We start from the raw sequence: 22,525 nt of genomic DNA, 5'->3' as shown, positions 1-22,525 counted from the left end.
ACCCGAGCGATGCCCGCGCCGCCGCGCGAGCAAAACCGAATGGTCACGGAACCAAGACCTTTTCGCGTAGGATTTATCGAGAGTTTTAAGTTAAAGGGCTGTTAAGTCGGGTTACCGCCCGCTTAACAGACTTAAGGAAGCGTTACCCGGGAACCGGCCGCCATCTGTGCGTGCCGCACGGCCGGAACTTCAAATCGGCACCCCCAGCGCCTAAATTCGCCCCATGGTTCACGATTCCCCCGACAATCCGGACGACCGCGCGCGCAAGTCGCCGGCTGCTGCGAGCGAGGCGCCGCCCGAGCGGCTGGCCGCGCCGGACGTCGATCCCGCGCTAGCAGCGGGCGATGACGAGGACGATGCCCTGCTGCCGGACATCCTGGAAGAGAGCGGCGCCATCGGCGAAGGCCCGCTCGCGACCGGCCACGAGGCGATCGAGCGCGCCGTGCGCCTCGCGCCCACCTCGCCCGGCGTCTATCGCATGCTCAATGCGAACGCCGACGTGCTCTATGTCGGCAAGGCCAAGAACGTCAAAAAGCGCCTGTCCAGCTATGCGCGCCAGAGTGCACCGCTGCCGGCCCGCATCCTGCGCATGATCGCGGCCACCGTCACCGTGGAGATCGTCTCGACCACGACCGAGACCGAGGCGCTGCTGCTGGAGGCCAACCTCATCAAGCAGCTGCGGCCGCGCTTCAACGTGCAGCTGCGCGACGACAAGTCGTTTCCCTACATCCTGATCACCGGCGACCATTGGGCGCCGCAGATCCTCAAGCATCGCGGTGCGCAGACCCGGTCCGGGCGCTATTTCGGCCCGTTCGCCTCCGCCGGCGCGGTCAACCGCACCATCACGGCGCTGCAGCGCGCGTTCCTGATCCGCTCTTGCACCGATTCCTTCTTCGAGAGCCGCACCCGGCCCTGCCTGCTCCACCAGATCCGCCGCTGCGCCGGCCCCTGCACCCGCGAGATCGATTTCGGCGGCTATTCGACGCTGGTGCGCGAGGCGAGCGACTTCCTCTCCGGCAAGAGCCATGCGGTGAAGCAGGAGCTCGCCGGCGAGATGGAGAAGGCCTCGAACGAGCTCGAATTCGAGCGCGCCGCACTCTACCGCGACCGCCTCGCCGCGCTGTCGGCGATCCAGTCGCAGCAGGGCATCAATCCGCGCACGGTCGAGGAAGCCGACGTGTTCGCGATCCACCAGGAGGGCGGCTTCTCCTGCGTCGAGGTGTTCTTCTTCCGCACCGGACAGAACTGGGGCAACCGTGCCTATTTTCCGCGCGCGGAGAAGAGCTTTACGCCGGAGGAGGTGCTGGGGTCCTTCCTGGCCCAGTTCTACGATGACAAGCCGCCGCCGAGGAACATCCTGCTCTCGCACGAGATCGAGGAGAGCGAGCTGCTCGCCAACGCGCTGTCGATCAAGGCCGGCCACAAGGTCGAGGTCACCGCGCCCAAGCGCGGCGAGAAGAAGGAGCTGGTCCTCCACGCGCTGACCAATGCGCGGGAAGCGCTCGGCCGCAAGCTCGCGGACACCGCGACGCAAAGCCGGCTGCTCGAGGCCATGGCCACGACGCTGAACCTGCCGCACGTGCCCAAGCGCATCGAGGTCTACGACAACAGCCACATCCAGGGCACCAATGCGGTCGGCGCCATGATCGTCGCCGGCCCCGATGGCTTCGTGAAGAACCAGTACCGCAAGTTCAACATCAAGTCGGAAGGGATCACGCCCGGCGACGACTTCGCCATGATGCGCGAAGTGCTGGAGCGCCGCTTCAAGCGCCTGATCAATCCGCCCGAGGACGCCGCCAGCAAGGCCAAGGACGACGATTTCCCGCAATGGCCCGACCTCGTGATCATCGACGGCGGCCGCGGCCAGCTCAACGCCGTGCGCGAGATCTTCGCCAATCTCGGCCTGACCCAGGTGTCGCTGATGTCGGTCGCCAAGGGACCGGACCGGGATGCCGGCCGCGAGACCCTGTTCATGCCGGAGCGCGAGGCGATCAAGCTGGAGCCGCGCGATCCCGTGCTCTATTTCATTCAGCGCCTGCGCGACGAAGCCCACCGCTTCGTCATCGGCTCGCACCGCAAGCTGCGCAAGAAGGACATCCGCGAGGCCGGCTTGCAGGAAATTCCGGGCATCGGCCCGTCACGCAAACGTGCCTTGCTGCACCATTTCGGGACCCTGAAAGAGATCGAACGGGCCTCGATCGCCGATCTCGGCAAGGTTCCGGGGGTCAGCGCCGAGAGCGCGCGCAGGATTTTCGAGTATTTCCATCCCCAGCCGGGGTGAACTAAAGGGGGACCGCAGTCATATGAACGTCGCGTCCGCACCTCATTTGGGGTGCGGAACGGTTGACCTTCAGGCTCGAGCGGTATTGGTAGGACGGATGAACATCGCCACGACACGAGGGACCACCAGCCGCGCGATGTCCCTCCCCAACATCCTGACCTATGGCCGGATCGCCGCGATCCCGGTCGTGGTCGGATGTATCTATGCACAGTCGATTCTGGATCAGCCGCTCTGGCTGCGCTGGGTCGCGGTCGCCATCTTCATCGGCGCCGCGGTGACCGATTACCTTGACGGCTACTACGCGCGGATCTGGAATCAGCAATCGGCGTTCGGCCGGATGCTCGACCCGATCGCCGACAAGCTGCTGGTCGCATCGTGCCTCTTGATGCTGGCCGCGGACGGCATCATCCACGGCTGGTCGCTGTGGGCCGCCATCGTGATCCTGTGCCGCGAGATTCTGGTCTCGGGCCTGCGCGAATATCTCGCCGCGCTCCGCGTCAGCGTGCCCGTGACCAAGCTCGCGAAGTGGAAGACCACGGTCCAGCTGGTCGCGATCGGCTTTTTGCTCGCGGGACCTGCCGGCGACGAAGTGGTGCCCGTCGTCTCGATGATTGGCCTCGCGCTGCTGTGGGCCTCGGCGATCGTGACCATCTACACCGGCTACGACTATTTCCGCGCCGGCATCCATCACCTCATCAAGGAGGACGAGGGATGAAGGTGAAGTATTTCGCCTGGGTGCGCGAGCGCGTCGGCAAGGCCGAAGAGACGATCGAGCCCCCCGCGAGCGTGCGAACCGTCGAGGAGCTGATCGCCTGGCTCTCCGGCCAAAACGAGGCTTATGCGCATGCGTTCGAGAAGCCGAAGGTGATCCGCGCCGCGATCGACCGCGCTCACGTCAAGCAGGACGCGGCCATCGCAGGCGCCCAGGAGATCGCGTTCTTCCCGCCCATGACCGGCGGCTAGGCTCATGACCTGCCCCGTCACCGTCCGTATCCAGGAAGACGATTTCGACATCGCGCGCGAGATCTCGGTGCTGACGAACAGCCGGACCGATATCGGCGCTGTGGTGACATTTTCCGGCATCTGCCGCGCCGACGATGACAGCGCGAAGGTTGCCGCGCTGACGCTCGAACATTATCCCGGCATGGCGGAGGAAGAGATCAGGCGTCACGCCGACGAGGCCGTCTCGCGCTGGCCGCTCAACGGCATCACGGTAATCCACCGCGTCGGCCGCTTCATGCCGGGCCAGAACATCGTGCTGGTGGTGACCGCCTCGCAACACCGACAGGCGGCGTTCCAGGCCGCCGAGTTCCTGATGGACTATCTCAAGACCAGCGCGCCGTTCTGGAAGAAGGAAGAGAGCGCCACCGGCACCGGCTGGGTCGAAGCCCATGCCCGCGACGACGCAGCCGCCGCACGCTGGACCAAATCCTGATGGCGAAACCTGCGAAAACGACCGGGCGCGGCCGCGCCGCGCCTGACCTCGCGAAGGTCGGGCCTGGCGAGCTTGTCACGCTGCTCGACTTCGTCCGCTATGCTGTGAGCCGCTTCGTCGAGGCGAAGCTCGCCTTTGCCCATGGTACGACCGATCCCGTCGCGGAAGCCGCGTTCCTGGTCTGCGAGGCGCTGCATCTCAACCCCGACCAGTTCGAGATCTTTGCCAACGCGCGCGTCACGACCGCGGAAGGCAAGACCCTCCTCGATCTCATCCATCAGCGCGTCACGACGCGCAAACCGGCCGCCTATCTCGTCAACAAGATCTACATGCGCGGCCTGCCCTTCTATGTCGACGAGCGCGTCATCGTTCCGCGCTCCTTCATCGGCGAGCTCCTGGAGTCGCATTTCGGCGCCGGCGGCGAGGCCGGATCGCTGATCGACGACCCGACGGCGGTCGAGCGCGTGCTCGATCTCTGCACGGGCTCGGGATGCCTTGCGATCCTCGCCGCGCATCACTTCCCGAACGCCACCGTCGACGCCGTCGACATCTCCAAGGGCGCGCTCGAGGTCGCTGCGCGCAATGTCGACGAATACGGGCTCGAGGAGCGCATCAGCCTCTATCACGGCGACCTGTTCGCCCCGCTCGGCGGCAAAAGGTACGACCTGATCATCACCAATCCGCCTTACGTCGACGCCGAGGGCATGGCGGCATTGCCGCCGGAGTGCCGGGCCGAGCCGAAGCTCGCCTTCGATGGCGGCGCCGACGGTCTCGACGTGGTGCGCCGGATCCTGCGCGATGCACCCGATCACCTGACGGCGGATGGCGGGCTGATCTGCGAGATCGGCCGCGGCCGCGAGCTGGTCGACGAGGCCTTTCCGGAACTGCCGCTGCTCTGGCTCGACACCGAAGATTCCGAGGGCGAGGTGTTCTGGATCGCAGCCGCCGATCTCGGCTGATTCATCGCGGCCGATCACGCTCCGTCGGAACAAGTCAAATAACGCCACGTTCATCCCCCGACGAATTTTCTAGTCCTTGGAGGATGTCCGCATGCTCGCGCCATCGGGCGAATTGCTGCGCGCCGGGATGGCGCTCAAGCTCAATCACGTCAAACGCGCTGCTCAATCCTATCTGCGTGACCAGACCAGCCAGGCAACGGGCAAGGTGACGTCCTACGCCGTGGCCGGCGGGCTGTTCGCGGTCGCCGGCCTGTTCGTCGTCGCGACATTTTTCGTCGGACTGATCGCCTTGTACCGCTGGGTCGGGATCACCTACGGGCAATTCTGGGGATTTGGCGCGGTCGCCGCCGTGCTGCTGGTGCTGGCCGCGGTCTGTGCCGGCGTGGCCATGGCGCAGATGAAGCGCAAGGCCAAGCCGGTCGTGCCGCTCGCGAGCCGTCTGCGCGTGGCGATCGCCACGCCCCGGATCCCGCGTGGAACGGTCAAGGAGGCGGTGAAGGAGGTCGCGACCACGATCCCCCTTGCGCCGCTCGCACCGGGCGTGCGCGGCGGCATCAAGATCTGGCCGGCCCGCGCCAACCGTCCCGTGCAGCTCGGCCTGATGCTCGCGGCGGTCGGCCTGGTCGGGCTGACGGCCGCGCGGCGGCGACGCAACAGGCGCAGTCTGGAGGCGTGATGCTGGCGCGGCGCTCCGAGCAGATCGATTCCTGGCTGCTGGTCGCGGCGACGGCCGTGTTCGTGCTGACCGCGGAGCGCTACTTTCAGGATTCCGGCCTGGCGAGGCCGGGGCCTCCGCAACATCACCGCAAGGGCGAAGCGAATTCCCCGGAAACGCACCCGGCCGGTGCGGCGATGCAGCCGGGCCGCGGCCGCCGCGCGAAAAGCCCTTTCGAGATCCCCTGGGCGGGCTGGAAGGACATTTTCTGGCGGACCTATCAGCGCATCGACGAGGATCGTCTGCTCGCGACGGCGGGCGGCGTCGTCTTCTTCGGGCTGCTCGCGCTCTTCCCGGCAGTCACCGCGCTCGTCTCCTCTTACGCCCTGTTCGCCGACCCCGCGACGATCAGCGCCAACCTCCAGACGCTTGCGACCATGCTGCCCGAGGGCTCGTTCCAGATCGTGGAAGACCAGGTCGCGCGCGTGGTGTCGAACGGCAATGCGACGCTCGGTGTCACCTTCCTGGTCGGCCTGCTGCTTGCGATCTGGAGCGCCAATGCCGGCGTCAAGGCGATCTTCGACGCCCTCAACGTCGCCTATGAGGAACGCGAGAAGCGCAGCTTCATCCGGCTGAACATGGTCTCGCTGGCCTTCACCGTCGGCGGCATCGTGGCGCTGCTGTTGATGGTGGGAGCCGTCGTCGCCTTCCCGCTTGCGCTCAATCATCTCGGCCTGGCGCCCGAGAACAAGCTGATCGTGGCGCTGGCACGATGGCCGCTGCTGTTCGTCGTCCTGCTGGTCGCACTCGCCATCCTCTATCGCTTCGCCCCCAGCCGTGACGCGCCGCGCTGGCAATGGCTGAGCCTCGGCGCCGTGACGGCCGCGATCCTCTGGATCGCAGGCTCGGCCCTGCTGTCCTGGTATCTCTCGGAATTCGCCAATTACAACGCGACCTACGGCTCGCTGGGCGCGGCGATCGGCCTGATGATGTGGATGTGGATGTCGGCAATCGTCATCATGTTCGGCGCCGAGCTGAATTCGGAGATCGAACGGCAGACGCTGAAGGACACCACCGAGGGGGCCCCGAAGCCGCTCGGCACCCGGGACGCCGTCTCCGCCGACACCGTGGGCGCCACCGCGCCATTCTGACCCGATGCAGCCAGGCCGGAGGCCGGCCTGACCGCATCTCAGGCGCTATCAGCGCTTGGTGATCACGGTTTCCAGATATTCGCTGTGCACCACGATCGTGCCGTCATCGGCGTGGTTGAACTCCTGGAGCAGCGCCAGGAGATCGCGCGTCAGCGAGGCCTGGCCGCTCGCGTCGAGCGCGGCGAACGCCTTCAGCGTGGGCCCGTAGAAGGTCTTGAAGATGTCGAGCCAGTGGTCCGGCGAGCGATAGCGGAACACGAACATGCGCGGCTCGGCGGCAATCTCCGCGGCCACGCCGCCGAACATCTCCTCGAGCCGTGCCGTCGTGCCCCACATCGCGGGCGATTTCACGCCCGCCGGCGGCGGCAAATGCTTGCCGATGGTCTTGAACAGCTGGCCGATGAAGCCTTGCGGCGTCCAGTTGGCAAGGCCGATCTTGCCGCCGGACCTGCAGACCCGCGCGAGCTCGGAAGCCGCCTTGTCCTGGTCCGGTGTGAACATCACGCCGAAAGTGGAGAGCACGACGTCGAAGCTGGCGTCCGCAAACGGCAGCGCTTCGGCATCGGCCTCGCGGAACTCGACGGTGAGGTGCTCGGCCATGGCGCGCTCGCGCCCGCGCTTGAGCAGCGCCGGCACGTAGTCGGTGGATGTGACGTCACACCAGCGCCGCGCCGCCGCCAGCGTCGCATTGCCGTTGCCGGCCGCGACGTCCAGCACCTTGCTGCCGGCGCGCAAGTCGATGGCCTCGCAGAGCTGTTCGCCCACGATCTGCAAGGTGGTGCCGACCACGGCATAGTCGCCCGACGACCATGCGCCTTGCTGGCGCTGCTTGACGGCGGCGAGATCGGGTTGGGGGGCGACTGGCTTGAGCGCGGCGGATGTCGACATGGCAATCTCCTGCGGTTGAAAACGCCGGGACGATAGGACGCATGCGGCCCTCTGGCCTTGAGGGCGGCATGATTTTCCGCTGAGAGCGTCTTGATTTCCGCATCGGAGCCGCGGAGGCGGTGCGAGGTTTCGCAGCCGGTGCCTGGAAAGCCTTCGGCGGCGGACCGGCCGGGCTGCGAAACAGCCACTATCCCCTCGAATCAACAATGATGTTAGGCTCATCCATGCTTGGGGAGCATGAGGCGTGACGGGGGCGAGCGCGACCCGTGTTTTCCCGGGTGAGGCAGTCGGCTCTAAAAGGCATAACGCGCGGCATGATTCGCATTTCGACGATCTTCATCGCCATCTGCATGGTCCTGGTCGCGGCCTCGCTCGGGCTCGTGCTTTATTCGGTCGCCGGCATCAGCGGAACGGAATCGGCGATCGTGGCGCTGACCGCGCTGACCTTCCTGATCCTCTACAACGCGGTGTCGATGCGGCTGCGCGACCGCAGCGACGTCGGCGGCCAGATCGCCGACCTCTCGCGCGGCACCGCCGACCTCGCCCGCCAAGTGGCCGAGTTCGGCCGCCGGCTGGCTGCGGTCGAGGGCCGCATCGCCTCCTCCAATTCGACCAATTCCGACCGCATCCAGTCGGTCATCGGCGAGATCAACGAACTCGGCGGATTGGTCAGGCAGCTCGCCACCACCGTGGCGGCCCATGAGGATCTGCTCGCCGGCCACGCGCCCGCGCCCGCCCCGATCACAAGGCCCGAGCCGGAAGCCTCGATCGATCTGGCCGCCCCCTTCGAGGAGAAGCCGGTCGCTCGCGCTTCGCTTCCGGAGCCCCCGCCACGGCCGGCACCGCCGCCAGTCCAGGTCCAGGCCGCCACCCCGGTTCAGACCGCCACCCCAGTTCAGACCGCCAATGGGCGCAACCAGACCCAATTGCTGGCGACGCTGCGCAATGCGGTCGAGGAGAACCGCATCGATATCTTCCTGCAGCCGATGGTGACGCTGCCGCAGCGCAAGGTGCGGTTCTACGAGGCGGTGACGCGCCTGCGCGACGAGCGCGACCAGCTGATCGCCGCCGAGGAGTTCATCAGCATCGCGGAAGCCTCGGGCCTGATCGGGCGCATCGACAACATGGTGATGCTGCGCTGCGTGCAGGTGCTGCGGCGCCTGATGGTGCGCAACAAGGACGTCGGCGTGTTCTGCAATGTCGCGGCCTCCACGCTCGGCAACTCCACCACCTTCGCGCAATGCCTCGACTTCCTCGAAGCCAACCGGGCGCTGGCGCCCTCGCTGGTGCTGGAGTTCAAGCAGTCGACCTTCCGCAATCTCGGCGCCGCCGAGACCGAGAACCTTGCGGCGCTGGCCCAGCGCGGCTTCCGTTTCTCGATCGACCATGTCACGGATTTGCGCATCGAGCCGCGCGAGCTGGCCGATCGCGGGGTCCGCTTCATCAAGGTGCCGGCTGCTCTGCTGCTCGATCCCAAGCAGGCCTCCGCCTCCGACATCCACCCCTCCGACCTCTCCGACCTGCTCGGCCGCTTCGGCATCGACCTGATCGCCGAACGGATCGAAGGCGAGCGCGCGGTGGTCGATCTGCTCGATTATGACGTGCGGTTCGGCCAGGGGTTCCTGTTCGCACCGCCCCGGCCATTGCGGCCCGAAGGGGCATCTGCTACCGGCGGGGCCTCGCCGAACCAGGCGCAGGACATTCAGGGATCCAATGGCTCCGCCACACCCAGCTCAGGCGCGACCTCTTCGGCGCCTCCGCCCCAACGCATCACCGGCAGCGCGGCGCTGGCGCGCCGCATCTGATCGGCCGCGCACGTCATGACCGCCCTGCATTATGCCGAGGGCCTGCGCGAGCTCGTGGGCGGCGTGGAGGTCGTGCTCAGCGATATCTGGGGCGTGGTCCATAACGGGCTGGAGTCCTTCCCCGAGGCCTGCGAGGCGCTGCACACCTATCGCAGCCGCGGCGGTACGGTGATCCTGATCACCAACGCGCCGCGCCCGGCCGACTCCGTGCAGCGGCAATTGCGCAAGCTCGGCGTTCCCGATGAGACCTATGACGCGATCGTCTCTTCAGGCGACCTGACCCGGCTCTATGTCGCCGAGCATCCCGGCCGCAAGATGTTCTGGCTCGGCCCCGAGCGCGACAACTCGATCTACCGCGGCCTCGAAGCGGTGACCGCGCCGCTGGAGCAAGCCGATTACATCGTCTGCACCGGCCTCTACGACGACGAGACCGAGACGGCGGAAGACTATCGCGGCATGATGCTGAAGGCGCGCGAGCGCAAGCTGACACTAGTCTGCGCCAATCCCGACATCGTGGTGGAGCGCGGCGACCGGCTGATCTATTGCGCCGGCGCCATCGCCGAGCTCTACCGCGAGCTCGGCGGCGAGGTGATCTTCTACGGCAAGCCGCACCGGCCGATCTACGAGCGCGCCATGCGGCTGGCCGGAGAACGACAAGGCCATCCGATCGACCGGAAGAAGGTGCTGGCGATCGGCGATTCCGTCCGCACCGACCTGACCGGCGCGCGCGAATTCGGCATCGACTGCCTGTTCGTCACCCGCGGCATCCATGCCGAGGAGTTCGAGGGCCTCGACCAGCTCGACCCGAATTCAGTGATGGAATTGTTCGGCCACCCGCCGAAGGCGCTGATGCGCGAATTGAAGTGGTGATTTCGGGGCTCGCGCAGACGCTGCAAGCTTAGACGAATTGCCCAGCTCTCAACGCCGTCATGGCCGGGCTTGTCCCGGCCATCCACGTCTTGCTTCCAGCACCAAGAACGTGGATGCCCGGGACAAGCCCGGGCATGACGATCTATATGGTGAACTGTTGTGCCGTCAGGCCGCGCTTACGCGCTCGCCATGTCCGGGAAGACCGCCTCGATCTTGGTCTTCAGCGTCGCCGCGTTGAACGGCTTGACGATGTAATTGTTCACGCCCGCCTTCTTGGCCGCGATCACGTTCTCGGTCTTGGATTCGGCCGTGATCATGATGAAGGGCGTGGTGGCGAGGTTCGGATCGGCGCGGACTTCGCGCAGGAGGTCGTAGCCCGTCATCGGCTCCATGTTCCAGTCGGAGATCACGAGCCCGTATTTCTTGCCGCGCATCTTGTTCAGCGCTGCCGAACCGTCGCTGGCATCATCGATGTTCTCGAAGCCAAGCTGCTTCAGCAGATTCCGGATGATACGGATCATGGTGCTGTAGTCATCCACCACCAGAACCGGCATCGACAAATCAACCGCCATCTCGACTCCCCCAAACGCAAACCAGGAATACTAGGATCGGACCTGCCAGGCCGGCGGCCGGCAGTTCCACGCCTCAAGGACTAGCATCAAGGCCTTAAACAGCGCGTTAATCGCGGGCCGCCCCGAAGGATTGAAATCGTGTTCAATGTCTGCCCGGCCCGCCGCTTGACTTCGCAGGGCCGGTCGCGCCACGGTCCGGGCCGGTCCTGCCCGGTTCGAGAATTCCCCTGATGGCTCCGCCTTTTACCGTCATCCGCGATACAACGCCGGATTCCGCCATTCCAAGGGGCGCCGTGGTCGCCATGGGCAATTTCGACGGCGTCCACCTCGGCCATCGCGCCGTCATCGCGGCTGCCCTGGAGATGGGCAGGACGCATGGCCGCCCTGCGCTGGCACTGACCTTCGAGCCGCACCCACGGCGATTTTTCAGCCCCAACACCCCGCAATTCCGCCTGACGGACGAGCGGGCCAAGCTGCGGCTTCTGGCCGGCACCGGGCTTGCCGGCGCCGTGGTCATGACCTTCGACAAGGCCCGCGCCGGAACCAGCGCGCAAGATTTCATTCACCATGACCTGATCGGTCGTCTCGGCGTCAGCGGCATCGCGGTCGGCTACGACTTCCATTTCGGCAAGGGCCGGGTCGGCTCGCCGAGCCTGCTGGTCAACGAGGCGCCCCGGCTCGGCATCGAGGTCGACGTGCAGCCGCATGTCGATATCGACGAGCGGCCGGTCTCCTCCAGCGCGATCCGGATCGCCCTCGCCGAGGGCCAGCTCGACGAGGCCACGACCATGCTGGGCGCGCCCTGGTTCATCACCGGCGAGGTCATCCATGGTGAAAAGCGCGGCCGCGACCTCGGCTATCCCACCGCCAACATTCGCCTCGACGCCAATTGCGGCCTCAAGCACGGCATCTACGCGGTGCGGGTCGGCCGCGGGACCGAGCGTCTGGACGGCGTGGCCAGCTTCGGCCGCCGCCCGACCTTCGACAATGGCGCCCCGCTGCTCGAAATCTTCCTGTTCGATTTCAGGGGCGACCTCTACGGCCAGGCGCTCGACTGCGCCTTCATCGGCTTCATCCGCGAGGAGCTGAAATTCGAGGGTATCGAGGACCTGATCCGCCAGATGGACGACGATTCCGCCCGCGCCCGCGCCATGCTCGCCGCCGCGCCGGACGCGTTTCCGAAGCTGGGCGTGATCGGTTGAGCCGAAACCCGGCCTCGCCGGCCCTTTGCGCTTCCCTTGGCCCCCTGCTATGGAGAGCCCATGTTTGCGCGGCGCATCATAGGGATTAGCGGCCCGGCTTCCGCCTGAGCCTGAAGGCTCGGCGCAAGACCGGGATTTCGTCGTTTCACCCGCGATTTTGCATCGCCATCCGTTCCCGCGCCATTTCCGAGCCAGTCAGCCTCATGTCCGAAAAGCCGCAAAAGTCCCCAAAGTCCGAAGCCAAAGACTATTCGAAAACCCTGTTTCTGCCGCAGACCGAATTCCCGATGCGCGCCGGCCTGCCGCAGCGCGAGCCGGAGATCCTCAAGCGCTGGTACGAAATCGGCCTCTACGAGAAGCTGCGCCAGAGCGCGAAGGGCCGCGCCAAGTTCGTGCTGCATGACGGTCCGCCCTACGCCAACGGCAACATCCATATCGGCACGGCGCTGAACAAGATCCTGAAGGATCTCGTCACCAAGAGCCAGCAGATGCTCGGCTTCGATTCCAACTACGTGCCGGGCTGGGACTGCCACGGCCTGCCGATCGAGTGGAAGGTCGAGGAGGAGCATTATCGCAAGAAGGGCAAGCAGAAGCCCGACTTCCGCGACTCTGCCGCGATGATCGATTTCCGCCGGGAGTGCCGCGCCTATGCCACGCACTGGCTCGGCGTGCAGCGCGAGGAGTTCAAGCGCTTAGGGGTGATCGGCGATTGGGACCATCCCTACGCCACGATGAGCTATCCGGCCGAAGCCCAGATCGCGCGCGAGCTGATGAAGTTCGCCGCCAACGGCACGCTCTATCGCGGCTCCAAGCCGGTGATGTGGAGCGTGGTCGAGAAGACCGCGCTGGCCGAGGCCGAGGTCGAGTACGAGGACCATACGTCCGATACGGTGTGGGTGAAGTTCCCGGTGACCTCGCCCGCGCACGGTGCGCTCGCCTCGGCAAGCGTCGTGATCTGGACCACGACGCCCTGGACGCTGCCGGGCAACCGCGCCATCTCGTTCTCGCCGAAGATCGCCTATGGGCTCTACAAGGTGACGGACGCCCCCGCCGACAATTGGGCCAAGAACGGCGACCTCCTCATCCTCGCCGACGCGCTCGCGGAGGATGTCTTCAAGCAGGCGCGCGTGACCGCTTACGAGAAGGTTCGCGACGTCCCCGGCGACACCATGGACGCGATCGAGTGTGCCCATCCGCTGAGGGGCGTTGGCGGCGGCTACGACTTCATCGTGCCGCTTTTGCCCGGCGATCACGTCACCGACGACACCGGCACCGGCTTCGTGCACACGGCGCCCGGCCATGGCCGCGAGGACTTCGATGTCTGGATGGCACAGGCGCGCGATCTCGATGCGCGCGGCATCAATACCGCGATCCCCTATACCGTCGACGAGAACGGCGCCTACACCGATCATGCGCCGGGCTTTGCCGGCAAGCGCGTCATCACCGACAAGGGCGAGAAGGGCGACGCCAACGAGGCCGTCATCAAGGCGCTCGTCGACAGAGGCATGCTGCTCGCGCGCGGCCGGCTCAAGCATCAATATCCGCACTCCTGGCGCTCCAAGAAGCCGGTGATCTTCCGCAACACGCCGCAATGGTTCATCGCCATGGACAAGGATGTAGCGCAGGGCGGCAAGGCCACGAGCGGCGACACCCTGCGTGCCCGCGCGCTGCATGCGATCTCGGTGACGCAATGGGTGCCGCCGTCCGGCGAGAACCGCATCAACGGCATGATCGAGGCGCGCCCCGACTGGGTGATCTCGCGCCAGCGCGCCTGGGGCGTGCCGATCGCCGTGTTCGTGCGCGAGAAGGGCGACGGCTCGGCCGAGATCCTGCAGGACGAGGCTGTCAATGCGCGCATCGGCGACGCCTTCGAGAAGGAAGGCGCCGACGCCTGGTACGCGACGGGCGCGCGCGAACGCTTCCTCGGCTCGCGCGCGAGCGAGGACTGGCAGAAGGTCGACGACATCCTCGACGTCTGGTTCGATTCAGGCTCGACCCACGCCTTCGTGCTGGAAGACCCCGTGCATTTCCCGGGCCTCGCTGGCATCAAGCGCAAGGTCGACGGCGGCGCCGACACGGTGATGTACCTGGAAGGCTCGGACCAGCACCGCGGCTGGTTCCACTCCTCGCTGCTGGAAAGCTGCGGCACGCGCGGGCGCGCGCCTTACGACATCGTGCTGACCCACGGCTTCACCCAGGCCGAGGACGGCCGCAAAATGTCGAAGTCGCTCGGCAACACCATCGAGCCGCAGTCCGTCATCAAGGAATCCGGCGCCGACATCCTAAGGCTCTGGGTCGCATCCAGCGACTACACCGACGACCAGCGCATCGGCCCCGAGATCCTGAAGAACACCGTCGAGACCTATCGCAAGCTGCGCAACACCGTGCGCTGGATGCTCGGCACGCTGCATCATTACAAGCCGGCCGACGCGGTCGCGCCTGCCGAGATGCCCGAGCTGGAACGCTTGATGCTGCACGAGCTCGCAGTGCGTGCCGCCGCGATCGGCAAGGCCTATCGGGAGTTCGACTACAAGACCGTGGTCGCGATCCTGTCCGCGTTCCTGAACAGCGAGCTCTCGGCGTTCTACTTCGACATCCGCAAGGATACGCTGTATTGCGATCCGCCCTCCTCGCTGACGCGCAAGGCGGCGCTGACGACGATCGACCTGTTGTGCGCCTCGATCCTGAAATGGCTGGCGCCGATCCTCAGCTTCACGGCCGAGGAGGCGTGGCGCATGTACCGGCCGGGCGCCGAGCCGTCGGTGCACCTGACGCTGTTCCCGACCGACCTCGAAGATCTCCGCGACGACAAGCTCGCCGCGAAGTGGGAGACCATTCGCAACGTCCGCCGCGTCGTCACCGGCGCGCTCGAGCTGGAACGTGCCGCCAAGAACATCGGCTCCTCGCTCGAGGCATCGCCGGTGATCTATGTCGCCGATCGCGGCATGCTGGCGACCTTGTTCGACATCGATCTGGCTGAAGTCTGCATCACCTCGAACTACGAGGTGCGGGAGGGCGAGGCGCCGGCCTCGGCATTCCGCCTCGATGCCGTGCCCGGCGTCGCTGTCGTGGTGGAGAAGGCGGTCGGCACCAAATGCGCCCGCTCCTGGAAGATTTCGCCTGTTGTCGGCGAGGACCCTGAATACCCCGACGTCACCCCGCGCGACGCCAAGGCGCTGCGCGAATGGAAGGCGCTGGGGGTGAGCGTCTGACCGGCCGGCCATGACCCCGCTCCGCGCCGGCATCCTCGCGGCCATGGTCACGCTCGTGGCAGACCAGGCCTCGAAGCTCTGGCTGCTAAACGTGTTCGACCTCGCCCGTCGCGGCGTGGTGCGGGTGACACCGTTCTTCGACCTGGTGCTGGCCTGGAACATCGGCATCAGCTTCGGCTGGCTCCAGAACGACAGCCAGGCCGCGCAGCTCGCCCTGATGGCGGTCAAGGCGATCGCCGTGGTCGCGCTGGCGATCTGGATGGCGCGCTCGCAGACCGTGCTCGCGACCGTCGCGCTCGGCCTGATCATTGGCGGTGCCATCGGCAATGGCATCGACCGCCTGGCCTATGGCGCGGTGGTGGATTTCGCCCTGTTCCACGTCGAGATCGCCGGAAATACCTATAATTGGTATGTGTTTAACCTCGCGGACGTGGCCATCGTTGCTGGGGTGGCGGCGCTATTGTATGATTCCTTCCTGGGGGTACCCGCCGCAAAAGCGCCCTGATCCCGGCCGATACGGACCGGCAGGCGGAACCCGGCTTTTACAAGGGTTTGAGCCGCGCGCGAGCGGCAATCTGCTACAATATGAAACAGGTACGGTCATGCGCAGCTCGAAGACCAGCGGTTCGATGGTTCGAGACCCCCAATCGGGGGTCTGGCGGGCACTGAAATGGTCCACCGTCGCGCTCGGCATCGGCCTCGTCATGTCGACCGGCGCCGCCCGTGCTGCTGACGATGACGACGACGACATGACCTTCGAAGAGAAGCTCATCGACAACCTGATGTCCGGCCTTGGCGCCACGCGCATGGAAAAACCCGGCATCGAATACCGCGAGCGTTCGCCGCTGGTCGTGCCGCCCAAGCTCGACCTGCCGCCGCCTGCCGCAGCCGATGCCGCGGCTGCGCCAAACTGGCCGAAGGACCCCGACGAGAAGCGCCGCAAGGATGCTGTCGCCGAGCGCAAGAAGTCCGGCAACAAGGCAACGGAGTACTGGAAAAATGCCCAGCCGCTGTCGCCGGCCGAGATGAACGCCCACAAGACGGCCGCCGCCGGAAAGACCGGCAATGACCCGGTCCAGCCAGGCACCAACACCGCCAATCCGACCCTCAGCCCTGCCCAGCTCGGATATACCGGCGGGCTGTGGAAACTGTTCAAAGGGAACGACGCCGAATCGAAGCCGTTCACGTCGGAACCGCCACGCCAATCGCTGGTGGAGCCGCCGCCGGGATATCAGACGCCGTCGCCGAACTACGCCTACGGCTCCGGCCCGGATAATTCGAAGCGAACCTATTTCGACGTCCAATCCGGCAAGGAGAAGGTGCAATAGCGTTCCTGCTCTTGCCCCGATATTGCGCAGCCACGCAGCTTCAGCTGCCGGCTGCTCCCGAGTTGATAGCGTTCTCTGCTTCGTGACGCGAAGCTTCAGCCGCACGGTGTAGCATGCCGTGCCCTCCGAGCCGGAGATCCGGGCTCGGCACCTCACAACCAGGGATCATGATGTTCTCTTACCGATCGGCTGCCTGCCTCCTTGCCGCGCTGCTTTCGACGAGTGTCCTCTCGGCCGACGCCGCCCTTGCCCAGACCACGGTCACATCGGCCCCGCCCACCAGCTTCACGCTTTCCAACGGCATGCAGGTCGTGGTGATCCCGGATCGCCGCACGCCCGTGGTCACCGAGATGATCTGGTACAAGGTGGGCTCGGCCGACGAGACGCCCGGCAAGTCCGGGCTCGCGCATTTCCTCGAGCACCTGATGTTCAAGGGCACCGCGAAGCATCCGGCCGGCGAATTCTCCCAGACCGTGCTGCGCGTCGGCGGCAACGAGAATGCTTCGACCTCGGTCGACTACACCAACTACTATCAGCGCGTGCCGAAAGAGCAGCTGCCGACCATGATGGAGTTCGAGGCCGACCGCATGACGGGCCTCGTCCTCAAGGACGAGAACGTGCTGCCCGAGCGCGACGTCGTGCTCGAAGAGTACAACATGCGCGTCGCCAATAATCCGGATGCGCGGTTGAACGAGCAGATCATGGCCGCGCTCTATCTCAACCATCCCTACGGGCGTCCGGTGATCGGATGGCATCAGGAGATCGAGAAGCTCGATCGCGAGGATGCGCTCGCCTTCTATCGTCGCTTTTACGCGCCGAACAACGCGATCCTGGTGATCGCCGGCGACGTCGACGCCGCCGAAATCCGCCCGCTGGTCGAGCGCAATTTCGGCTCGATTCCCGCACAGCCCGCGATCCCGGCGCGGCGCGTTCGTCCGCAGGAGCCGGAGCCCGCCGCCCCGCGCACCGTGACGCTGGCCGACCCGCGCGTCGAGCAGCCGAACATGCGGCGCTATTATCTGGTGCCCTCGGCGACCACGGCCGCGGCCGGCGAGAGCGCGGCGCTCGACGTGCTCGCGCAGCTGATCGGCAGCGGCAGCAATTCCTATCTCTACCGCGCCCTCGTCGTCGACAAGCCGCTCGCGGTCTCCGCCAGCGCCAGCTATTCGAGCATCTCGCTCGACCCGACCCAGTTCGCGATCTCGGCTGCACCGAAACCCGGCGTCAGCTTCGCCGAAGTGGAACAGGCGGTCGACGGGGTCCTTGCCAACGTCGCGCAGAACCCGATCCGCGCCGAGGATCTGGAGCGGGTCAAGACCCAGCTCATTGCCGAAGCGATCTACGCCCAGGACAACCAGGCCGTGCTGGCGCGCTGGTACGGCGGCGCGCTGACCACGGGGCTGTCGATCGAGGACATCAGGAGCTGGCCCGATCGCATCCGCGCCGTCACCGCCGAGCAGGTCCGCGCCGTTGCGCAGAAATGGCTCGAGAAGAAGCGCTCGGTGACCGGCTATCTGATCAAGGACAGTGCAACCGCCAAGCGCGAGGAGAAGCGCTCGTGACCTATTCCTTCCTTCGACGCGTTGCATTCTCCATTGCCGCCGGCGCGGTCCTCGCGTTCTCCGCGGCCTCGCCGTCGCAGGCCGCGGCAAAGATCCAGCACCTGATCTCGCCGGGCGGCATCGAAGCCTGGTTCGTGCAGGACGCAACCGTGCCGCTGATCGCGATGGAATATTCCTTCGCCGGCGGCTCGGCGCAGGACCCCAAGGACAAGCCCGGTGTCGCCAACCTGGTCGGCGATCTCCTCGACGAAGGTTCCGGCGATCTCGATTCCAAGACGTTCCATGAACGGCTCGACCGCCGCGCCATCGAGCTCTCCTTCAGCGCCTCCCGCGACACCTTCCGCGGCAGCCTGCGCATGCTGCGCGACAACAAGGACGAGGCCTTCGACCTGCTCAGGATGGCGCTAACCTCGCCGCAGTTCAATCCGGCCGATGTCGAACGCATCCGCTCGCAGGTCATCTCGGGACTGCGCCGCGAAACCACCAATCCGACCTCGCTGGCGAGCCGCAAATTCCTGGAGGTCGCGTTCGGCGAGCACCCCTACGGCCGGCAGAGCAACGGCAACCTCGACAGCGTGCCGACCATCACCGTCGCCGACATGAGGGATTATGTCGGCCGTGTCCTTGCCAAGGACGGGCTCAAGATTGCAGTCGTCGGCGACGTCGATCCGGCCACGCTCGGAAAGCTGCTCGACCACACCTTCGGCAGCCTGCCGGCCAAGGCCAATCTGACGCCAGTCCCCGACGTCGAGGCCGCAAAGCCGCCGCAACGCGCCTTCGTGACACTGGACGTGCCGCAGACCGTGATCACCTTCGGCGGGCCCGGCGTGAAGCGCAGCGACCCCAACTTCATGGCGGCCTATGTCGTCAACCACATCCTCGGCGGCGGCGGCCTGTCGTCCCGGCTCTATCGCGAGGTGCGCGAGAAGCGCGGGCTGGCCTATTCCGTGTACGAGTCGCTGCTCTGGATGCAGCACTCGGCGATTTTCATCGGCAACACCGGCACCCGCGCCGACCGTGCCGGCGACACCATCGAGGCCATCGAACAGGAGGTGCGCCGCATCGCCCAGGAGGGCCCGACGCAGAAGGAGCTCGATGAGGCCAAGTCCTACCTCAAGGGCTCGCAGATGCTGGCGCTCGACACCTCCTCCAAGCTGGCGCAGGCGCTGCTGCAATATCAGCAGGACAAGCTGCCGATCGACTATATCGAGAAGCGCAACGCCATCGTCGACGCCGTGACGCTGGACGATGCCAAGGCGGCCGCCAAGCGGCTCTGGGGCCAGGGGCTGCTGACCGTCGTGGTCGGCCGTGCCCCCCAGGCCGCCGCGCAACCGGCGGCCGCGGCACCGAAGTCGAACTGAGTAATTGTCATTCCGGGGCGATGCGAAGCATCGAACCCGGAATGACGAATCCCACCCAAAACCGCTATTGTGCGCACCCGAATCTCTTCCTGGTGCCAGCATGCTGCGGATATCCCGCGATCTCGTCATCGACGAGGACGACATCGAGATCGGCTTTGTCCGCGCCTCCGGCCCGGGCGGGCAGAACGTCAACAAGGTCGCGACCTCCGCGCAGCTGCGCTTCGACACGCGCAAGCTGACCTTGCCCGAGGATGCATCGCTGCGCCTCGCCCGCATTGCCGGCCAGCGCATGACCAAGGACGGCGTGATCGTGATCCACGCCCAGCGCTTTCGCACCCAGGAGCGCAACCGTCAGGATGCCGTCGACCGTCTCGTCGAGATCCTCAAGGAGGCCATGGTGCGGCCGACGCCTCGCCGTGCGACGCGGCCGACCTTCGCCTCCAAGCAGCGCCGGCTCGAGGGCAAGAAACGCCGCAGCGACGTCAAGGCCGGCCGCGGCCGCAGCTTTGACGATTAGCAGGCAGTTCCAGCGGAGACAGCATGTGGGCAGCCCGCACATGCCTCATGCAATTGACCGCCAGCGGGACTAGATTGGCGATCTGAACGTCCACTGAGTCCCCCATGCCCGTCCGCCAGCTTCCAGAACAGGTCGTCAACCGCATCGCCGCCGGCGAGGTGGTCGAACGCCCCGCGAGCGTGGTCAAGGAGCTGGTCGAGAACGCCATCGATGCCGGCGCGAGCCGCATCGACGTCTTCACCGACGGCGGCGGGCGGCGGCGGATCGGCATCACCGACGACGGCAGCGGCATGACCGCGAAAGACCTCGCGCTCGCCGTCGAGCGCCACGCCACCTCCAAGCTCGACGACGAGGATCTGCTGCAGATCCGCACCCTCGGCTTCCGCGGCGAGGCGCTGCCCTCGATCGGCTCGGTGGCGCGGCTCTCCATCACCACGCGGCATGCGAGTGAACCGCACGCCTGGGCGCTATCAGTCGAGGGCGGCGAGAAGTCCGGGATCATGCCGGCGGCGCTGGCGCATGGCACCCGGGTCGAGGTCGGCGACCTCTTCTATGCGACGCCGGCGCGGCTCAAGTTCCTGAAGACCGACCGCACCGAGGCGGAAGCGATCCGCGAGGTGGTGCGGCGACTCGCGATGGCACGGCCCGACATCGCTTTCACGCTCGCAGGCGAGGAGCGCGCACCGGTGACCTGGGCCGCCGCCCTGCCCGGTGCCGCCGGCCGCCTGACGCGGCTTGGCGACATTCTCGGCGCCGAATTCCGCAGCCATGCCATCGAGGTCCATGCCGAGCGCGAGGGCGTCGTCGTCGCCGGCTATGCCGCGGCACCGGCGCTCACGAAGGCCAACGCGCTCGGCCAATATCTCTTCGTCAATGGCCGGCCGGTGCGCGACAAGCTCATTCTCGGCGCCGTGCGCGCGGCCTATTCCGATTATCTGCCGCGCGACCGCCATCCGGTGCTGGCACTGTTCGTGACGCTCGATCCGCGCGAGGTCGACGCCAACGTGCATCCGGCCAAGACCGAGGTGCGCTTCCGCAACGCCGGCCTCGTCCGTGCGCTGATCGTGCACGGATTGAAGGAAGCTCTCGCACGCGAGGGCCGCCGCACCGCGGCCAACAGCGGCGAGAGCGCCTTGTCCTCGTTCCGGCCGGCCTTCACGCCACCGCGCCCGGCAAGCTGGGACTGGCGCGCCTCGCCATCTGCCCCGGTCGCGCCGATGCCGTCGTTCGAAGGCTCGGCCGCGCCCGCCTTTGCCGAGCGTGCGCAGGCTGCCTTCGACGTCGGCGCGCCCAGCGCGGACGTGCGGATCGAAATCCAACCCGCCGGCGATCTCGTCGATCGCCCGCTCGGCGCGGCGCGCACCCAGATCCATGAGACCTACATCGTCTCGCAGACCCGCGACGGCCTGATCATCGTCGACCAGCATGCCGCGCATGAACGCATCGTCTATGAGCGGCTCAAGGCCTCGCTCGCCGCCAACGGCGTGCAGCGGCAGATCCTGCTGATCCCGGAGATCGTCGAGATGGACGAGGCGACGGTGGAGCGCCTGCTGGAGCGCAGCGAGGAGCTGGCGTCGTTCGGCCTTGCCATCGAATCCTTCGGCCCCGGCGCGGTCGCGGTGCGCGAGACGCCCTCGCTGCTCGGCAAGACCAATGCCGGCGGCCTGTTGCGCGATCTTTCAGAGCACATGGCCGAATGGGACGAGGCGCTCCCTCTCGAACGCCGCCTGATGCACGTCGCGGCGACCATGGCCTGCCACGGCTCGGTGCGCGCCGGCCGCAGGCTTAGGCCGGAGGAGATGAACGCCCTGCTGCGCGAGATGGAGGAGACGCCCAACTCCGGCCAGTGCAATCACGGCCGGCCGACCTATGTCGAGCTGAAGCTGAGCGACGTGGAGAAGCTGTTCGGAAGGCGATAGAACGAAGGGTATTTAATGATGACTAGAGAAGACTTGAAACCACTCATTCTTCAAGCAATCGGCTCCCCCGGCAACAAAGAAAGAATCGCCAAGATCGCCAAGTTTATCTGGGATCATCACCAGAGCGATTTAGAAAAGTCTGGCGACTTTTTCTACACTTGGCAATACGACATGCGATGGGCGGGCGACAGCTTGGTCAAAGAGGGAAAGCTGGACAAGAAATCGCATATAGGCGAGTGGCTAAGATTGAGGTAAGCGAGCACGCAAGAACACGAACTCCGTGTCGTCATACCCGCGCCGCTCCAGCTCCTCAAAACCTTCCGGCGTCACGAACTGCGCGGCCTTCGCCTCCTCGACAACCAGCAGCGCGCCGGGCGTGAGCCAGCCGCCGTCGCGCAAGGACGCCAGCGCCTTCTCGGCAAAGCCCTTGCCATAGGGCGGATCGAGGAATACCAGCGAGAACGGCTCGACGGGATGCGCAGGGCCGAGATCGGTGGCATCGCGGCGGTACACCTTGGTGACGCCGCCGAGGCCGAGCGCCTCGACATTGTTGCGGAGCAGCGCCCGCGCCTCCGCGCCATTGTCGACGAACAGCGTGAACTTGGCGCCGCGCGAGGCCGCCTCGATGCCGAGCGCGCCGGTGCCGGCGAAGAGATCGAGCACGCGCGCATCGGGAATCGGATCGTCATAGGCGTGCACGAGAATGTTGAACACGGACTCGCGCAGCCGGTCCGCCGTCGGGCGGATGTCGCGCGAGGACGGTGAGGCGAGATTGCGCCCCTTCAGACGACCGCCGACGACGCGCAAA

The 22,525-nt window shown here is 66.3% G+C and carries 21 protein-coding genes; 18 read left to right on the top strand and 3 right to left on the bottom strand.

Translation table 11 applies throughout. The features are described from left to right. The first annotated feature begins 223 nt into the window (after positions 1 to 223). From uvrC to BDOA9_RS10145, 7 genes are all read left to right on the top strand, one after another. Positions 224 to 2,281, top strand: a complete 2,058-nt coding sequence (gene uvrC, locus BDOA9_RS10175; protein WP_025033833.1) for an excinuclease ABC subunit UvrC — start codon at positions 224 to 226, stop codon at positions 2,279 to 2,281. Positions 2,282 to 2,378: 97 nt separating this feature from the next. Further along, positions 2,379 to 2,996, top strand: coding sequence for a CDP-diacylglycerol--glycerol-3-phosphate 3-phosphatidyltransferase (pgsA, locus tag BDOA9_RS10170; protein WP_025033832.1), 618 nt, complete (start codon positions 2,379 to 2,381; stop codon positions 2,994 to 2,996). Continuing rightward, complete coding sequence (moaD, locus tag BDOA9_RS10165; protein WP_025033831.1) at positions 2,993 to 3,244, top strand: molybdopterin converting factor subunit 1; 252 nt, start codon at positions 2,993 to 2,995, stop codon at positions 3,242 to 3,244. The genes pgsA and moaD overlap by 4 nt, the downstream gene beginning before the upstream one ends. Before the next feature lie 4 nt (positions 3,245 to 3,248). After that, positions 3,249 to 3,716 (top strand): molybdenum cofactor biosynthesis protein MoaE, encoded by a 468-nt coding sequence (locus tag BDOA9_RS10160; protein ID WP_025033830.1) that lies wholly within the window; start codon positions 3,249 to 3,251, stop codon positions 3,714 to 3,716. After that, positions 3,716 to 4,675 (top strand): 50S ribosomal protein L3 N(5)-glutamine methyltransferase, encoded by a 960-nt coding sequence (gene prmB / locus BDOA9_RS10155; RefSeq protein ID WP_025033829.1) that lies wholly within the window; start codon positions 3,716 to 3,718, stop codon positions 4,673 to 4,675. The genes BDOA9_RS10160 and prmB overlap by 1 nt, the downstream gene beginning before the upstream one ends. A gap of 91 nt (positions 4,676 to 4,766) precedes the next feature. After that, entirely contained in the window at positions 4,767 to 5,351 is a 585-nt protein-coding gene (locus BDOA9_RS10150; protein WP_025033828.1) for a phage holin family protein, read from the top strand. Beyond that, the gene (locus BDOA9_RS10145) at positions 5,351 to 6,481 is read left to right on the top strand and encodes a YihY/virulence factor BrkB family protein (RefSeq protein ID WP_025033827.1); all 1,131 of its coding nucleotides are present in this window, start codon (positions 5,351 to 5,353) and stop codon (positions 6,479 to 6,481) included. The genes BDOA9_RS10150 and BDOA9_RS10145 overlap by 1 nt, the downstream gene beginning before the upstream one ends. Before the next feature lie 48 nt (positions 6,482 to 6,529). Here the strand turns inward: BDOA9_RS10145 and BDOA9_RS10140 are convergent, their stop codons facing one another. Beyond that, positions 6,530 to 7,369 (bottom strand): class I SAM-dependent methyltransferase, encoded by an 840-nt coding sequence (locus BDOA9_RS10140; RefSeq protein ID WP_025033826.1) that lies wholly within the window; start codon positions 7,367 to 7,369, stop codon positions 6,530 to 6,532. A 314-nt stretch (positions 7,370 to 7,683) separates the two neighbouring features. Between BDOA9_RS10140 and BDOA9_RS10135 the strand changes: the two genes are divergently transcribed. Together BDOA9_RS10135 and BDOA9_RS10130 are read left to right on the top strand one after the other, a co-directional pair. Next, positions 7,684 to 9,174 carry an EAL domain-containing protein gene (locus tag BDOA9_RS10135; protein WP_025033825.1) on the top strand — a complete coding sequence of 497 codons (1,491 nt, stop codon included), beginning with the start codon at positions 7,684 to 7,686 and terminating at the stop codon, positions 9,172 to 9,174. Positions 9,175 to 9,189: 15 nt separating this feature from the next. Continuing rightward, on the top strand, positions 9,190 to 10,044 hold the full coding sequence (locus tag BDOA9_RS10130; RefSeq protein ID WP_025033824.1) for a TIGR01459 family HAD-type hydrolase: 855 nt from the start codon (positions 9,190 to 9,192) through the stop codon (positions 10,042 to 10,044). Between the two features lie 176 nt (positions 10,045 to 10,220). On the opposite strand, the gene BDOA9_RS10125 is transcribed toward BDOA9_RS10130, so the two are convergent. Next, complete coding sequence (locus BDOA9_RS10125) at positions 10,221 to 10,616, bottom strand: response regulator (RefSeq protein ID WP_008567674.1); 396 nt, start codon at positions 10,614 to 10,616, stop codon at positions 10,221 to 10,223. A gap of 230 nt (positions 10,617 to 10,846) precedes the next feature. On the opposite strand from BDOA9_RS10125, the gene BDOA9_RS10120 reads away from it, so the two are divergent. From BDOA9_RS10120 to BDOA9_RS10080, 9 genes are all read left to right on the top strand, one after another. Further along, positions 10,847 to 11,818: a bifunctional riboflavin kinase/FAD synthetase gene (locus BDOA9_RS10120; RefSeq protein ID WP_025033823.1), complete on the top strand. Its 972-nt coding sequence runs from the start codon at positions 10,847 to 10,849 to the stop codon at positions 11,816 to 11,818. A 203-nt stretch (positions 11,819 to 12,021) separates the two neighbouring features. Continuing rightward, positions 12,022 to 15,030, top strand: coding sequence for an isoleucine--tRNA ligase (gene ileS, locus BDOA9_RS10115; protein ID WP_025033822.1), 3,009 nt, complete (start codon positions 12,022 to 12,024; stop codon positions 15,028 to 15,030). A gap of 10 nt (positions 15,031 to 15,040) precedes the next feature. Next, entirely contained in the window at positions 15,041 to 15,535 is a 495-nt protein-coding gene (gene lspA, locus BDOA9_RS10110) for a signal peptidase II (RefSeq protein ID WP_025033821.1), read from the top strand. Positions 15,536 to 15,632: 97 nt separating this feature from the next. Further along, on the top strand, positions 15,633 to 16,358 hold the full coding sequence (locus tag BDOA9_RS10105) for a hypothetical protein (protein WP_025033820.1): 726 nt from the start codon (positions 15,633 to 15,635) through the stop codon (positions 16,356 to 16,358). A gap of 167 nt (positions 16,359 to 16,525) precedes the next feature. Further along, complete coding sequence (locus tag BDOA9_RS10100) at positions 16,526 to 17,920, top strand: M16 family metallopeptidase (protein ID WP_192859551.1); 1,395 nt, start codon at positions 16,526 to 16,528, stop codon at positions 17,918 to 17,920. After that, positions 17,917 to 19,281: a M16 family metallopeptidase gene (locus BDOA9_RS10095; RefSeq protein WP_025033818.1), complete on the top strand. Its 1,365-nt coding sequence runs from the start codon at positions 17,917 to 17,919 to the stop codon at positions 19,279 to 19,281. Before BDOA9_RS10100 ends, BDOA9_RS10095 begins: the two co-directional genes overlap by 4 nt. 100 nt (positions 19,282 to 19,381) lie before the next feature. Next, positions 19,382 to 19,798 (top strand): alternative ribosome rescue aminoacyl-tRNA hydrolase ArfB, encoded by a 417-nt coding sequence (gene arfB / locus BDOA9_RS10090; RefSeq protein WP_025033817.1) that lies wholly within the window; start codon positions 19,382 to 19,384, stop codon positions 19,796 to 19,798. Positions 19,799 to 19,902: 104 nt separating this feature from the next. Further along, the gene (mutL, locus tag BDOA9_RS10085) at positions 19,903 to 21,717 is read left to right on the top strand and encodes a DNA mismatch repair endonuclease MutL (protein ID WP_025033816.1); all 1,815 of its coding nucleotides are present in this window, start codon (positions 19,903 to 19,905) and stop codon (positions 21,715 to 21,717) included. A gap of 33 nt (positions 21,718 to 21,750) precedes the next feature. Then, positions 21,751 to 21,972, top strand: coding sequence for a hypothetical protein (locus BDOA9_RS10080; RefSeq protein WP_244521464.1), 222 nt, complete (start codon positions 21,751 to 21,753; stop codon positions 21,970 to 21,972). Here BDOA9_RS10080 and rsmD read toward each other — a convergent pair. Further along, positions 21,958 to 22,524 (bottom strand): 16S rRNA (guanine(966)-N(2))-methyltransferase RsmD, encoded by a 567-nt coding sequence (gene rsmD / locus BDOA9_RS10075; RefSeq protein ID WP_025033814.1) that lies wholly within the window; start codon positions 22,522 to 22,524, stop codon positions 21,958 to 21,960. The two genes, BDOA9_RS10080 and rsmD, sit on opposite strands and share 15 nt — an antisense overlap. Position 22,525: the final 1 nt, after the last annotated feature.

It is taken from the genome of Bradyrhizobium sp. DOA9, from assembly GCF_000617845.2.
In the GTDB taxonomy this organism is placed as follows: domain Bacteria; phylum Pseudomonadota; class Alphaproteobacteria; order Rhizobiales; family Xanthobacteraceae; genus Bradyrhizobium.
This window is presented reverse-complemented; position numbering and strand designations above follow the sequence as displayed.

What these genes read in the sequence shown, in the direction of transcription:
- mutL (WP_025033816.1), top strand. Translation starts at nt 19,903, where the DNA reads ATGCCCGTCCGCCAGCTTCCAGAACAGGTCGTCAACCGCATCGCCGCC.
- BDOA9_RS10125 (WP_008567674.1), bottom strand. Translation starts at nt 10,616, where the DNA reads ATGGCGGTTGATTTGTCGATGCCGGTTCTGGTGGTGGATGACTACAGC.
- BDOA9_RS10120 (WP_025033823.1), top strand. Translation starts at nt 10,847, where the DNA reads ATGGCTCCGCCTTTTACCGTCATCCGCGATACAACGCCGGATTCCGCC.
- BDOA9_RS10150 (WP_025033828.1), top strand. Translation starts at nt 4,767, where the DNA reads ATGCTCGCGCCATCGGGCGAATTGCTGCGCGCCGGGATGGCGCTCAAG.
- BDOA9_RS10105 (WP_025033820.1), top strand. Translation starts at nt 15,633, where the DNA reads ATGCGCAGCTCGAAGACCAGCGGTTCGATGGTTCGAGACCCCCAATCG.
- moaD (WP_025033831.1), top strand. Translation starts at nt 2,993, where the DNA reads ATGAAGGTGAAGTATTTCGCCTGGGTGCGCGAGCGCGTCGGCAAGGCC.
- arfB (WP_025033817.1), top strand. Translation starts at nt 19,382, where the DNA reads ATGCTGCGGATATCCCGCGATCTCGTCATCGACGAGGACGACATCGAG.
- BDOA9_RS10140 (WP_025033826.1), bottom strand. Translation starts at nt 7,369, where the DNA reads ATGTCGACATCCGCCGCGCTCAAGCCAGTCGCCCCCCAACCCGATCTC.
- lspA (WP_025033821.1), top strand. Translation starts at nt 15,041, where the DNA reads ATGACCCCGCTCCGCGCCGGCATCCTCGCGGCCATGGTCACGCTCGTG.
- BDOA9_RS10145 (WP_025033827.1), top strand. Translation starts at nt 5,351, where the DNA reads ATGCTGGCGCGGCGCTCCGAGCAGATCGATTCCTGGCTGCTGGTCGCG.
- BDOA9_RS10130 (WP_025033824.1), top strand. Translation starts at nt 9,190, where the DNA reads ATGACCGCCCTGCATTATGCCGAGGGCCTGCGCGAGCTCGTGGGCGGC.
- prmB (WP_025033829.1), top strand. Translation starts at nt 3,716, where the DNA reads ATGGCGAAACCTGCGAAAACGACCGGGCGCGGCCGCGCCGCGCCTGAC.
- ileS (WP_025033822.1), top strand. Translation starts at nt 12,022, where the DNA reads ATGTCCGAAAAGCCGCAAAAGTCCCCAAAGTCCGAAGCCAAAGACTAT.
- pgsA (WP_025033832.1), top strand. Translation starts at nt 2,379, where the DNA reads ATGAACATCGCCACGACACGAGGGACCACCAGCCGCGCGATGTCCCTC.
- BDOA9_RS10100 (WP_192859551.1), top strand. Translation starts at nt 16,526, where the DNA reads ATGATGTTCTCTTACCGATCGGCTGCCTGCCTCCTTGCCGCGCTGCTT.
- BDOA9_RS10135 (WP_025033825.1), top strand. Translation starts at nt 7,684, where the DNA reads ATGATTCGCATTTCGACGATCTTCATCGCCATCTGCATGGTCCTGGTC.
- BDOA9_RS10160 (WP_025033830.1), top strand. Translation starts at nt 3,249, where the DNA reads ATGACCTGCCCCGTCACCGTCCGTATCCAGGAAGACGATTTCGACATC.
- uvrC (WP_025033833.1), top strand. Translation starts at nt 224, where the DNA reads ATGGTTCACGATTCCCCCGACAATCCGGACGACCGCGCGCGCAAGTCG.